The following is a 12,119-nucleotide window of genomic DNA, read 5'->3' on the forward strand; positions in this document are numbered from 1 at the left end:
GACATGCGCTAGGCGGTTGCTGCTTGCACCCGGCCGAGGCCGTCGCGCCGCCAGCGGTCGATCACTCGGCGCGCCATCGATGTGGTAACGACGAGATGCGAGGCGAAGCCGCCCTTCAGCGCGGCCATCAACGGCTCGAACTTGCTGTCTTCCTGGACGACCAGCATGCGTTTCTCGATGGCGCGGATCGATCCGAGATCGGCGGAGATGCAGCGTCGATTGTGGGCGCAGTTTACCCATTGGCCGTCACCGTCGATCAGCTGCCCGGCGATGACGCCGACGGCCCCTTCTTCGCCCATGCGGTGCATTTCATCGGCGCTGAGCGCGCCGCATTTGACGAGATGGCTGTCGTCTTCGATGCCGCCGACGGAATAGAGCGCCAGATGACAGTCGGCGATCGTCGACAGCTGCTCGCGGATCACCGGTTCGCCGCGAAGCTCCTCGGCCAGCCGTTCGGATGACAGGACCAGCGGCGCGTAGAAATTGATGCCTTCGGCATTGAGCCGGCGCGCGATCTCCGTCGTGCACTGGTCCGGGCGATAGGAATAGGGCGCGCCGAGATTGCCGCAGAGCTGCACCACCGTGACGCCGCGCAGATCGGCGAAAGGCATCACGTCGGCGATGTGGTAAACCGTGCGTCCCCAGGCGACGCCGACGCGGTCGCCCTTGTTGATCAGCTCGAGGAAGACGGATGCGGCCAGCACCGGCATCTCCGCCGTCGGGTCCATGGCCTGTCGATCCTCCGGCACGATCCAGGCGGTCGTCACGCCGGTTGCGTCCTCCAGTTCGCGCGCCAGCACATCGTCGGTAAAAAGCTCCGTCGATGTGCTGATATTGACGATACCGGTCTCGCGTGCCCGCCTGAGATAGGTGGCAACAGAGGCACGTGATATGCCCAGTTTCTGCGCGACTTCATCCTGCCGTAGCCCATGGCTGTAGTAGAGCCATGCGGCCTTGTGCATGATCTGGTCGGTGTTGCGGATAGGCATGGGGATCCTTCATGCTGACAATCCCTGACATTATTCACCGCTCATGACATAAGTCAAATCGTTGCTCGGCCCCGGCCGAAACGGGCAATGTTTGCCCAACCGCAGGGCCAACCGATTTCGCCTGATCTGTGCGCCACCGCGCCCGACGGAAGCCCGTGGCGCGGTGTCGGTTGCTGCCATGCAGGCACCGGTCGGCGCGGATCGAGCCGCTGCAGGTGAATGGCCCCCGGGCCATCGGTATCATCGGTGATTCCTGCGCCCGGTGCACATGAATTGCAAGCAGGCAGCGCCGTGCCGGATCATGGCTCGAAAATCGAGGAACGCTGCCGTCTGTTTGTCGCCTGACAAGGATATGCCGCCCAACGCGCGCTAATCCTGTGTTGCAGCCGGCGAGCAGTCGCCGCCCGGCCGCATCGAAACTGTTTGAAGGAAGAAAAGACATGGGGTCTTTGAGTATCTGGCATTGGTTGATCGTGCTTGCGGTGGTGTTGGTCCTGTTCGGACGCGGCAAGATTCCGGAGCTGATGGGGGATGTCGCCAAGGGCATTCGCAATTTCAAGCACGGCCTCAAGGATGATGCCGCCGCGCCGCCGGAAGAAGAGATCGACAGACGTCAGCGTGAGGCGTAATCGACCCGCACCGGGTGGATCACGGCGAGCCGCCCGGTGCCGTCGGCCGTCAACTGACGCTCAAGTTCCGGCGAGGCGCGAACGAACCGGTCCGTTACCAGGTGAAGAAAGGGTGTGCTCGGCACGTTGCCAAGAAAGGTGCCGGCGATGGCGAAGCCGGCCATCCGTCAGCAAGGAAAGGGACGTCGCATTTTCGACGCCGGGATCGTTCGCCAATTCCAGCTCGGGCAGGTTGCCCTTGGTGCCTCGCTCAGTCGTCATGCGCTGGCCTCGGTATTGCGGTCCACCTGTTGTGCGCCTGCGAGGATGACAGCGCCGGTGCGTGCGGCTTCGGCAATGTCTTCGAACAGCAATTGCGCTTCGGCCAGCAGGCTGCCATCCACCTCCTCATCGTCAACTTCATCGAGTTCGCAAAGCAGTTCCGCGATGGCGGCAATGCGCCGGCGTTGATACCTGGCGCGATCCAGGCGGCGGCGCCGGTACCGGCCGGCGGCCAACCGCTCGAACTGGAGGAGCAACTGATCGATTTCCGCCCGGCAGGCGCAATCGAGAGTCGCGCCTGCAATCAGACGACGGATACCGGCGACGATGTCAGCGGGACCGGCATCGTCAGTCGGCTCGCGAACTGGAAGGGTCAACGCATCTGCCATCTTTCACCTCCATGGCGCGCGCCGGCAGGTGCTTCGATCCACGATGCGCCGGTCTGGCCATAGTGAAACCCGTTTGACAACGGCACGCCGGGATAGGCGGCCACCAGACGCGCAAGGCCTTCGGCCGCAGACATCAGCCCGGCGGCGACGGATTCATAGATGCGGGCGACCGTCACCATGTCGCAGTCCTGCGGCGATAGCCGGATCCGGCTGATGCCGGCGGCAGTCAGTGCCGGAAGTTCCTGCAGCAGGCTTTGGCATGTGTGGGACATGGTCTGGACCCCGTTGAGGACGAGGAACGGCTGGCGATCAAGCGTCTCGACAATGAGCCCATCGCTGTCGTCGCCGCAGATGAACTGGCAATTGTCCTTCACCAGGCCCTTGGAACGGGCGTGAGCGCAACGCGCCGAGATTGCCAACGGCACGCGGCCAAAGCCGAAGATTTCGAACGCGACGTCAGGCGCATCACGAACGATCTCGCTGACCGACGCCATCGGCAACTCCGGTGGCAGGCAAATGCTGGTTGCGCCGCGCGACGCCAGCAATCGGGCGGTGGCTCCATTATAGACATTGATCAGAGGGCCGATCGAATGCGGTTTGCCGGCAAGCAACCCGAGCGCAGACAGATCATTGGCCTCGATCGGGTGGATGCTGTCGCGCACCAGGCCGCGCACGAGTTGGCTCTCGCGCTCCAGGGTGACGAGTGCCAGCGAAGCAAGGCTGACTTTCTTGCCGGCGGCCTCCAGGCGATCGATGACTTCGGCGACATGCGGCTCGATGAAATGCAGGCGCTTGGAGCAGACCGCTTCACCGAGGGTGACGTGGTCGACCGGGGCTTCGTCGGCAATGCGGAAATAGAAGTCACGCCACTTGGGTCCGTCCCAAAGGTAAAGCACGGGTCCGAGACTGAGCGAGAGGTGGGGTGTAGCAGGCATGTCGTTATCTCCACCGCTTTTCATAGGCGCCCGACGTCGTCTTCTGTCCTTCGCTGAGCCGCCTGAGGCGCGACAGCAAGGCGGGTCTCTCAGTTGCATCGGCAGCGACAGCGCGGCGCATGACGGAAACGACCTCGGCGACATAGGCCTTGCCGCGCTGGCGCCCCTCGATCTTCAGTGCTCCGACGCCGGCATCGCGCAAGGCATCGATATGGTCCATGACGTCGAGCGAAACCGGATCCTCGAAGGCGTATCCGCGCTCCTCGGCTATGTCGAAACGGCCCTTGCAGAGCGTGGGGTAACCGGCGGCCTCGCCGGCGGGAAACCGATTGATAGTGTAGTCACCGAGTTCCGACACGAGTTCGCTGCCGTCCTCGCGGTAGCGCACATGGCTTGCCGGCGAGCAGACGCCGTTCATGTTGGGCGATTTGCCAGTGGCGTAGGATGACAGCGAGCAGCGCCCCTCCGCCATCACGCAAAGCCCGCCGAAAACGAAGACCTCGATCTCGCAGCTGATCTGGCGCGCAAGGCGGGCGATATCGGGAATTGTGAGGATGCGCGGAAGCACGACGCGCTTCGCACCGAAGGTTTCGACCAGGAATTTGACCGCATCGGCGTTGGAGGCGGACGCCTGCACCGAGACGTGCAGCCGTTGCTGCGGATGGCGCTCGGCGGTGTAGGCCATCAGGCCGAAGTCGGCGAGGATCAGGGCATCGGCGCCAAGGCGCACGGCATCATCGACGGCGTCATGCCAGAGCTTTTCCTGTCCGGCGCGCATGAAGGTGTTGATGGCGACGAAGGTCATCACCTTGTGCCGGCGGGCATAGGCAATCGCCGTCTTCAGCTCGTCGCGGGAAAAATTCAGGCCGGGAAAGTTGCGGGCATTGGTCTCGTCGCGAAAGCCGCAATAGACGGCATCAGCGCCGGCGTCCACGGCCTCACGAAAGGCGGCCGGCGTGCCTGCCGGACAGATCAGTTCCATCTGGCGGCCTCCCCCGACAATGCGCGTGTCCTGATTTCGCTGGCCGCGCGCCTGACCAGGGGCGCGAACGGGCCGCTCATGAGGGCGATATCTGCCGGCAGGTCGATATTGCAGTCGTCGAGCGCGTTGCGCAGCGCCAACATGGCCTCCATGTCGCCCGTTATCGTCAAGCTTCTGGAGAAGAACACGGCATCGCCATCGAGCTGACCCTCGAGCAGCGCCAGGAGCAGTACGAAGGTGCCGCCCATGCAGGCGTCGGCGGCCGGCAGGTGCGGCTTGCGGTGAACGGAGATGCGTCGAGCCGCCGGCTCTATCAGAAAGCCCAGTGGAAGGTCCGTGGGGACGAAGGCATAGCGTTTGTCGGCGTGCTCCCCGAGCCGGTCGAAAAGATCAGGGTGCTGCCGAACGACCTGGGCAAAGACGAGCCGCGTGGCGTGTTCGATGAGAGGAAGCGGCGCGAACCGCAACGGTGCGGTCATCGCAAAGGGTAGGGTCATGGGCTGCCTGCATGAAAACGGAGCAAAGAATGGCGGCATGCTAGTCGCCGTGTCGCCGCCGCTGTTTGTCCCACGTCAAAGACATCGGGCATTAGCCGCCCCTAAGAGGCGGAATGAACAAGAGCTTCCGTCCAGCCAGGGGATTTGCATCGCTTCAGGATTTTGCCTGTGCGCTGGAGCGTGAGGGAGAGCTGAAACGAATCTCTCGCCCCGTATCCCTGGTCCATGAGATCACCGAAATCCATCGGCGCATTCTGGCCGATCACGGCCCTGCGCTTCTCTTCGAGCGACCCGTCGATGCCTCCGGGCGGGTCCACGACATCCCGCTGCTCGCCAATCTCTTGGGCACCGAACGCCGGATCGAGCGCGGATTCGGTCTGGGCGACGGCGGACTGGCCAGCCTTGCGCGCGATCTCGCGGACCTGCGCGATCCCCGCGCACCAGCGTCTCTGCGCGATGCCTGGGATCGGCTGCCGCTACTGCGCTCGGCTCTGTTCCTGCGTCCGAAGCATGTGACAGCCGCACCGTGCCAGGACGTCGTCTGGCGCGGCGCGGATATCGACCTCGGCCGCCTGCCGATCCAATGGTGCTGGCCGGGCGAGCCGGCGCCGTTGATCACCTGGCCGCTCGTCATCACCCGCGCGCCGGACGACCCGCTCGATGTCAATGTCGGCATCTATCGCATGCAGGTGCTCGGCCGTAACAGGGTGATCCTGCGCTGGCTTGCCCATCGCGGCGGTGCGCGGCACCACCGTCTGTGGCAGCGCCAGGGGCGCGATATGCCGGTCGCGGTGGCGATCGGTGCCGATCCGGCAACGATCCTTGCCTCGGTCATGCCGCTGCCGGAGGGGATGAGCGAGCTCAACTTCGCGGGCCTCTTGCGCCGGAGCCGAACGCAGCTCGTGGCCGCAACCTCGGTGCCGCTGGCCGTTCCGGCACAGGCCGAGATCGTGCTGGAAGGAACGGTGTCGGCAACCGAGACCGCCGACGAAGGGCCCTATGGCGACCACACCGGCTACTACAATTCGGTCGAGCCGTTTCCGGTCATGACGCTTTCCGCCATCACCACTCGCCGCAAACCCTATTATCTCTCCACCTATACCGGTCGGCCGCCGGACGAGCCTTCGCGGCTGGGAGAGGCGATGAACACGCTGTTTGTTCCGCTTGCCAAGAAACAGTTCCCGGAGATCACCGATCTCTGGTTGCCGCCGGAAGCGTGTTCCTATCGCGCCATGGTGGTCGCGATCGACAAGCGTTACCCCGGGCAGGCGAAGCGCCTGATGATGGGGCTCTGGTCGATGCTGCCGCAGTTCAGCTACACCAAGCTGATCATCGCGGTCGACCCGGATATCAATGTCCGCCACTGGCCCGATGTGATGTGGGCGCTGGCGACGCGCTTTGATGCCAGCCGCGATGTTACCGTCGTTGCCGACACGCCGATCGACTATCTAGATTTCGCGTCGCCACGCACCGGCCTCGGCGGCAAACTCGGGCTCGATGCAACGACGAAGATCGGTTCGGAGACCGATCGCGAATGGGGGCGTGTCCTCGATATGACGCCCGACGTCGTGCGCCAGGTCGATGCTATCTGGGCCGAACTCGGGCTTGAAAGGAAAACATCATGAGCCGGCACCGTATTGTCTTGGGGATCACCGGTGCATCGGGTGCCGCCATTCCGTTGCGCATTGCCGAGCGGCTTGCGCGGATCGAAGAAGTGGAACTGCATCTGGTGCTGTCGCCATCGGCGCATCGAACGCTTGCCCATGAGGTTGGCGGACATGCACTGTTGCGGCTCTTGGAGAAGGCGGACCGGACCTATGACCACAGCGATATCGGCGCTGCGATCGCCAGCGGATCGTTTCCGACCGCCGGCATGATCGTCGCACCCTGTTCGATGCGCACGCTTGCCGCGATCGCCAATGGGCTTGCCGACAATCTCATCGTGCGTGCCGCCGACGTGCACCTCAAGGAGCGTCGCCGTCTCGTGCTGATGGCGCGCGAAACGCCGCTTCATCTCGGGCACCTGCGCAACATGTGTGCGGTGACGGAGATGGGCGCGATCGTCATGCCGCCGGTCCCGGCCTTCTATCACCGGCCTGACAGTGTCGAGGCGATCGTCGATCATCTCGCCGCTAGGGCGATCGATCTACTCGCATTGCCGATCGCGTCGCTTGCTGTCGCCTGGCAGGGGGAAGTTCAGCCGAAAGGCAATGCCTGCAAAAGCGGATCTGCGCCGAACATCGCGTAGTGACCGCCGGCGAGCAGCCAGAAGGTAATCGCAGCGGTCGCGAAGGCCGACAGGATCATCACGGGATCTGCGCGCAGGCGCGCTTGGCCTTTCATGATCGCGGCGAAGGGAAAAACCGAGGTACCTTGCCGGACCGCCGGCCAGGTATCCCCAAGGCGCCGCCGCGCACGCTTTTCCACCATGAAGAACCCACCGAGCGCAAACAGCGCGAAGCCACCGAAGAGCACCAGGGAGCGCAGGTCGCCATTGGCGATGACATGGCCGACGGCCCAAAGCAGGAAGCCCCAGAGCACCGGATGGCGCGTCACGCTGACGATTGCGCCTTTCCGTTCGTTGCCCTGAAAAATGGAGATCGACAGCGGATTTTCGCTGAACAGGCCGGCTAGGACGAGGAAGACCCCGCATGGCGCGAGAACGAATGTCGTCCAGGCCTGCCACGGGGCCGGCTCCCAGAGCGGGATGAAATCAAGCGCGAGCGCTGCCTGAAAAACCCAGATCAGCGCGACGATCGACAGCAGCGAATAGAGGCTGAAATAGGTTCGCCGCCCCAGCAACGTGATGAGCCGCTGACGCAGCCTCGGCAATGCCGGCACCATGTGAAGGGCAAGAAAAACTGCGAATGCCAGAAGGAAATTGTACATCGACCGGACCTCAAACCCTCTGCGCGAGAAGCAACCTTTCGGTCGCGACATGACGCCGGACGGTTTCGAAAAAGGCGCGCAGCATGTAGCCGATCGCCTCCCAGCTGTGCGGACTGCGGCCATGAAGCAGTTCATTGAGGACGCGGGCAACTTGCTCGGCCGATTGCCCATCATGCCGGTGCTCGTCGCGCAGGCGTTCGATCAGCCTTTGTCCGTCGTCCTGGCATCGCACAGCCGCGATCCCTGGAAACAGGATTTCTTCCTCCAGCCTGTGTACGATCAGCAGTGTCGAGGGCAGCTTGTCCGCAACCTCGCGGCAGCTCGCCGTATCGATGCGGCGCGGCAGGGAGTCGGCAACGGCCTCAAGGCGATCGCACAATTCGAGGAGGCTTTGATAGCCTTCCTCCAGGGCATCTTGTCCAGGCATCGGCCGCTCCGTGATCGAGATTTGTCATCCCCCAATCCTCTAGGCGCAATCGATAGGGCGATCTTTGACATTTCGCAAAGTGGATGACGTCCAGCTGAAGAACGCCGCGGCGTGATGCAGTTACTGCGAAGGGTCGAGAAACAGCACGACGGCGATCGCGATGGAGAACAGCACGGCTGACAGGGTCGCGGCGCGCTGCAGAACGCCCATGCGGTAGAGAAGGATGGCGAACCCGACAATGATCGGGGTTGCGACGGAAAGGCCGATTTGTGCGTCTGTCATCGGAAAACTCCTAGATTGCTCCTGCTGCTATCAGTCCGGTTGGCCCGGCTCTTTGCGCAATCGCAAAGACAGAAAGCGCCTGCCTGCCTAGCTGACGGCGGTTCTGGCAAGGAGTTGACGCATGGACGGGCACGTCCTTCCGACGGAAGACCAAGAAGATCAGGCATCCGCCGACGACCTTTTGCTTTGGGTCCTGGTGTGGAGCGAGCTGGCGGCCTTCGGCATACTGCTCGCTGGCTTTCTGGTGGTCGGGTTCCTCCGGGCGGACGCGTTTGCGGCAGCCCGGTCGCATCTCAATCCGCTGCTCGCCGGCATCAATACGCTCGTACTTCTGGCCAGCGGCTGGCAGGCGGCCTTGGCGGCGCGCCCGGCCGCTTCGATGTCCGCACGCCGGCGCGCGCTCGTTCTGGCAGCCCTTTTCGGTCTTGGTTTTGTCGCCATCAAGCTTTTCGAATATTCGACCGAAACCGGCGCGGCCGGATTGCCGCAGTTCGGCGCCTTCTTCGAACTCTATTTCCTCATCACCGGCTTCCACCTGCTGCACGTCGGCTTCGGCAGCGCCATCCTGCTGTTGGTCGCCTGGCGCCCGAGCCCCGGAAACATCGTGCTGATCACCACGCTCTGGCACGTGATCGACCTTGTCTGGATCGTGATGTTCCCGCTCGTCTATCTCGTGTGATCGCCATGACCCATCACAATGAACGTCGACTACGGAAGACCTTTGCGACGCTGGTCCTGCTCGTTGCTTGCGGCATGATCCTGATGACGCTCTGGGGCGGAACGGCTGCAGCAACAGCGGCCCTCCTGGTTCTGGCGGTGATCAAGTGCCGGCTTGTTGCCCTTGATTTCATGGGCCTCGCTCAGGCGCCGGCCGGGCTGCGGTTCGGGCTCCTGGCGTGGCCGGCGATCCTTGCGCTTCTGGCGCTGGCAAAGCTTGCGATGGGCGTGACGCTATCTGCTTGAAACCACTCTTTGTCTTGTTTGCCAAAACGCAAAGAAGGCCTTCCGGAAATCCCTAGACATGGTTCGCGCCCCGATAGTTCGGCGCCGCACGTCGCGGCGCCAGGCGGGGAGGGGATCAGTAAAGCCGGCCCCGGTGTCTAAGGCCGGCTGAAGTCGAAAGGATCACGTGATGGCAGAACGCCTCACCAAGACCGGGGCCCGAAACGTCTTTTACGGCGGGTCCTTCTTCTTTTTTGCAATCTTTGTCGGGCTCACCGCCCACAGCCACTACTACATGCGGACGGTCTCCACCGACGAGTCGACGCTGACGGACGCAGTCGCCCGCGGCAAGCACGTCTGGGAGAAGAACGCCTGTATCAACTGCCACACGCTTCTTGGCGAAGGCGCCTATTTCGCGCCCGAGCTCGGCAATGTCTGGAAGCGCTGGGGCGGCGAGACCGATCCGGAAGGTGCACGCGAAACGATGAAGGCCTGGATGGCCGCCCAGCCGAGCGGCATCGAAGGCCGCCGCCAGATGCCGCAGTTCAACCTCACCGAACAGGAGCTCAACGACCTCGCCGATTTCCTGGAGTGGACGAGCCGCATCAAGACCCAGAACTGGCCGCCGAACGAGGCCGGCTAAGCGTTGCGATTGGAGTGTGAAATCATGAAATACCAGACCCAGAAGGTCGCAATGCTCTATTTCTACGGAGCGATCGGCCTGTTTCTCGCTCAGGTGCTGTTCGGCGTGCTTGCCGGCACCATCTATGTCCTTCCCAATACCCTGTCCGAACTGCTGCCTTTCAACATCGTTCGCATGGTGCACACCAACGCCCTCATAGTTTGGCTGCTGATGGGCTTCATGGGCGCAACATACTACCTCCTGCCGGAAGAGGCGGAGACCGAGCTCTACAGCACCAAGATCGCGATCGCCCAGTTCTGGATCTTCCTGATCGCCGCTGCCATCGCCGTCGTCGGCTATCTCCTGCGCATCCACGAGGGCCGCGAGTTTCTTGAGCAACCCTTCGCGATCAAGGTCGGCATCGTCATCGTCGCGCTGATGTTCCTCTACAACATCACGCTGACAGTCCTTAAGGGCCGCAAGACGACCGTCACCAACATCCTGATCTTCGGGCTCTGGGGCGTCGCGATCTTCTTCCTCTTCGCCTTCTACAACCCGATCAACCTCGCGCTCGACAAGATGTACTGGTGGTACGTCGTTCACCTCTGGGTCGAAGGCGTCTGGGAACTGATCATGGCGTCGGTGCTCGCCTTCTTGATGATCAAGCTCAATGGGATCGACCGGGAAGTGGTCGAAAAATGGCTCTATGTCATCGTCGGCCTGGCGCTGTTTTCGGGCATCCTTGGCACTGGCCACCATTACTACTGGATCGGCGCGCCGGGTTACTGGCAGTGGATCGGCTCGCTGTTCTCGACGCTTGAGGTCGCACCGTTCTTCACCATGGTGATCTTCACCTTCGTGATGACCTGGAAGGCCGGCCGCAAACACCCGAACCGGGCAGCGCTGCTGTGGTCGATCGGCTGCTCGGTGATGGCCTTCTTCGGTGCCGGCGTCTGGGGCTTCCTGCACACGCTGTCGTCGGTGAACTACTACACCCATGGCACCCAGGTGACTGCTGCGCACGGGCACCTCGCCTTCTTCGGCGCCTATGTCATGCTCAACCTTGCGGTCATGGCCTATGCGATCCCCGAAATCCGCGGGCGCGCGCCGTACAACCAGATGCTTTCCATGGTCAGCTTCTGGATCATGTGCACGGCGATGTCGGTCATGACCTTTGCGCTGACCTTTGCCGGTGTCCTTCAGTCCCATCTGCAGCGGGTTCTGGGCGAGAGCTACATGGACGTCCAGGACCAGCTGGCGCTGTTTTACTGGATCCGCCTCGGCTCGGGCGTCTTCGTCATGATTTCGGCGCTGATGTTCGTCTGGGCGATCTTCGTCCCCGGCAAACAGCGTAGCGAGAAGCTGAGTGCCTCGATGCAGCCTGCTGAATGAATGACGCGCCGGTCCGGCTCGCCCGGACCGGCCAATCTCTTCCTCCCCCCCTTTCACGGAGACATGCCATGAGCATTGTTCAACCAAGCCTGGTTCCGGTATCGATCGACATTCCCGCCTATAGTCCCTCGGGCAATGAGTGCGCGCTGTTCGAGAATGCCTGGGTTCGCCAGTTGCCGCTCCTGCTCAAGGGGCCGACCGGTTGCGGCAAGACCCGTTTCGTCAGCCATATGGCGGCAAAACTCGGCCTGCCGCTTTCCACCGTTTCCTGCCACGACGATCTGGCCGCAGCGGACCTGACCGGGCGCTACCTGTTGAAGGGCGGCGATACGGTCTGGGTCGACGGTCCCCTGACACGGGCCGTACGCGAAGGCGGGATCTGCTATCTCGACGAGATCGTCGAGGCGCGCAAGGACGTCACCGTCGTGCTGCATCCGCTGACCGACGACCGCCGCATGTTGCCGCTGGAGCGGACCGGCGAGCTGCTCGAAGCGCCGTCGGCGTTCATGCTGGTCGTTTCCTACAACCCCGGCTACCAGAACCTGCTCAAGAGCCTGAAGCCCAGCACGCGGCAACGCTTCGTCGCCATCGAGTTCGATTTCCTGCCACGCAACGAGGAGATCGAGGTGGTTTCGCGTGAGAGCGGACTGGCTGCAAGCCAGGTGGCACCGCTCGTCAACCTTGCTCACCGCCTGCGCGCCCTCAAGGGGCATGATCTCGAGGAGGGGGTGTCGACCCGCCTGCTGGTCTATTGCGCCTGCCTCATCGATGCCGGAATGCCTGTCCGCGACGCGGTGCGTGCCGCGATGATCGAGCCGCTGACCGACGAGCCGGACGTGCGCGCAGCCCTTCTCGAGGTTGCTGCCTCCCTGATCGCTTGAGG

Annotated in this window: 17 protein-coding genes; 8 read left to right on the forward strand and 9 right to left on the reverse strand. The window is 63.0% G+C overall.

Annotated elements, in window-relative coordinates:
* Nucleotides 1-8: 8 nt before the first annotated feature.
* A complete protein-coding gene (locus AC07UR_RS18860) occupies nucleotides 9-989 on the reverse strand; it encodes a sugar-binding transcriptional regulator (protein WP_173421365.1) in 981 nt (326 codons plus the stop codon).
* A 440-nt stretch (nucleotides 990-1,429) separates the two neighbouring features.
* On the opposite strand from AC07UR_RS18860, the gene AC07UR_RS18865 reads away from it, so the two are divergent.
* Complete coding sequence (locus AC07UR_RS18865; protein WP_209789070.1) at nucleotides 1,430-1,618, forward strand: twin-arginine translocase TatA/TatE family subunit; 189 nt, start codon at nucleotides 1,430-1,432, stop codon at nucleotides 1,616-1,618.
* Here AC07UR_RS18865 and AC07UR_RS18870 read toward each other — a convergent pair.
* The 5 genes from AC07UR_RS18870 to ubiT form a co-directional block, all read right to left on the reverse strand.
* Nucleotides 1,603-1,782, reverse strand: coding sequence for a hypothetical protein (locus AC07UR_RS18870; protein WP_209789072.1), 180 nt, complete (start codon nucleotides 1,780-1,782; stop codon nucleotides 1,603-1,605). The two genes, AC07UR_RS18865 and AC07UR_RS18870, sit on opposite strands and share 16 nt — an antisense overlap.
* Nucleotides 1,783-1,875: 93 nt before the next feature.
* Nucleotides 1,876-2,268 (reverse strand): hypothetical protein, encoded by a 393-nt coding sequence (locus AC07UR_RS18875; RefSeq protein ID WP_209789074.1) that lies wholly within the window; start codon nucleotides 2,266-2,268, stop codon nucleotides 1,876-1,878.
* Complete coding sequence (gene ubiV / locus AC07UR_RS18880) at nucleotides 2,253-3,203, reverse strand: ubiquinone anaerobic biosynthesis protein UbiV (protein ID WP_209789076.1); 951 nt, start codon at nucleotides 3,201-3,203, stop codon at nucleotides 2,253-2,255. The genes AC07UR_RS18875 and ubiV overlap by 16 nt, the downstream gene beginning before the upstream one ends.
* A 4-nt stretch (nucleotides 3,204-3,207) precedes the next feature.
* The gene (ubiU, locus tag AC07UR_RS18885; protein WP_173421369.1) at nucleotides 3,208-4,185 is read right to left on the reverse strand and encodes a ubiquinone anaerobic biosynthesis protein UbiU; all 978 of its coding nucleotides are present in this window, start codon (nucleotides 4,183-4,185) and stop codon (nucleotides 3,208-3,210) included.
* Nucleotides 4,176-4,682, reverse strand: coding sequence for a ubiquinone anaerobic biosynthesis accessory factor UbiT (ubiT, locus tag AC07UR_RS18890; RefSeq protein WP_209789703.1), 507 nt, complete (start codon nucleotides 4,680-4,682; stop codon nucleotides 4,176-4,178). Before ubiT ends, ubiU begins: the two co-directional genes overlap by 10 nt.
* A gap of 113 nt (nucleotides 4,683-4,795) precedes the next feature.
* Between ubiT and AC07UR_RS18895 the strand changes: the two genes are divergently transcribed.
* Both AC07UR_RS18895 and AC07UR_RS18900 read left to right on the forward strand, forming a co-directional pair.
* On the forward strand, nucleotides 4,796-6,307 hold the full coding sequence (locus AC07UR_RS18895) for a UbiD family decarboxylase (RefSeq protein WP_209789078.1): 1,512 nt from the start codon (nucleotides 4,796-4,798) through the stop codon (nucleotides 6,305-6,307).
* On the forward strand, nucleotides 6,304-6,930 hold the full coding sequence (locus tag AC07UR_RS18900) for a UbiX family flavin prenyltransferase (protein ID WP_209789080.1): 627 nt from the start codon (nucleotides 6,304-6,306) through the stop codon (nucleotides 6,928-6,930). Before AC07UR_RS18895 ends, AC07UR_RS18900 begins: the two co-directional genes overlap by 4 nt.
* Here the strand turns inward: AC07UR_RS18900 and AC07UR_RS18905 are convergent.
* From AC07UR_RS18905 to AC07UR_RS18915, 3 genes are all read right to left on the reverse strand, one after another.
* Nucleotides 6,879-7,571 carry an NnrU family protein gene (locus AC07UR_RS18905; RefSeq protein ID WP_209789083.1) on the reverse strand — a complete coding sequence of 231 codons (693 nt, stop codon included), beginning with the start codon at nucleotides 7,569-7,571 and terminating at the stop codon, nucleotides 6,879-6,881. The two genes, AC07UR_RS18900 and AC07UR_RS18905, sit on opposite strands and share 52 nt — an antisense overlap.
* Nucleotides 7,572-7,581: 10 nt before the next feature.
* Nucleotides 7,582-7,998 (reverse strand): hemerythrin domain-containing protein, encoded by a 417-nt coding sequence (locus AC07UR_RS18910; RefSeq protein WP_209789085.1) that lies wholly within the window; start codon nucleotides 7,996-7,998, stop codon nucleotides 7,582-7,584.
* A 120-nt stretch (nucleotides 7,999-8,118) separates the two neighbouring features.
* Nucleotides 8,119-8,280, reverse strand: coding sequence for a hypothetical protein (locus tag AC07UR_RS18915; protein WP_173421374.1), 162 nt, complete (start codon nucleotides 8,278-8,280; stop codon nucleotides 8,119-8,121).
* A gap of 121 nt (nucleotides 8,281-8,401) precedes the next feature.
* Here AC07UR_RS18915 and AC07UR_RS18920 point away from each other — a divergent pair, with 121 nt between their 5' ends.
* From AC07UR_RS18920 to AC07UR_RS18940, 5 genes are all read left to right on the forward strand, one after another.
* Entirely contained in the window at nucleotides 8,402-8,959 is a 558-nt protein-coding gene (locus AC07UR_RS18920; protein WP_209789087.1) for a cytochrome c oxidase subunit 3, read from the forward strand.
* Nucleotides 8,960-8,964: 5 nt separating this feature from the next.
* The gene (locus tag AC07UR_RS18925) at nucleotides 8,965-9,243 is read left to right on the forward strand and encodes a cytochrome C oxidase subunit IV family protein (RefSeq protein ID WP_173421376.1); all 279 of its coding nucleotides are present in this window, start codon (nucleotides 8,965-8,967) and stop codon (nucleotides 9,241-9,243) included.
* Nucleotides 9,244-9,412: 169 nt separating this feature from the next.
* Complete coding sequence (locus AC07UR_RS18930; protein WP_025430210.1) at nucleotides 9,413-9,865, forward strand: c-type cytochrome; 453 nt, start codon at nucleotides 9,413-9,415, stop codon at nucleotides 9,863-9,865.
* A gap of 24 nt (nucleotides 9,866-9,889) precedes the next feature.
* The gene (locus tag AC07UR_RS18935; RefSeq protein WP_209789089.1) at nucleotides 9,890-11,236 is read left to right on the forward strand and encodes a nitric-oxide reductase large subunit; all 1,347 of its coding nucleotides are present in this window, start codon (nucleotides 9,890-9,892) and stop codon (nucleotides 11,234-11,236) included.
* 68 nt (nucleotides 11,237-11,304) lie between these two features.
* Nucleotides 11,305-12,117 (forward strand): CbbQ/NirQ/NorQ/GpvN family protein, encoded by an 813-nt coding sequence (locus AC07UR_RS18940; protein ID WP_209789091.1) that lies wholly within the window; start codon nucleotides 11,305-11,307, stop codon nucleotides 12,115-12,117.
* Nucleotides 12,118-12,119 lie beyond the last annotated feature (2 nt).

This window comes from Ensifer sp. GW821-FHT05G01 (assembly GCF_059419585.1).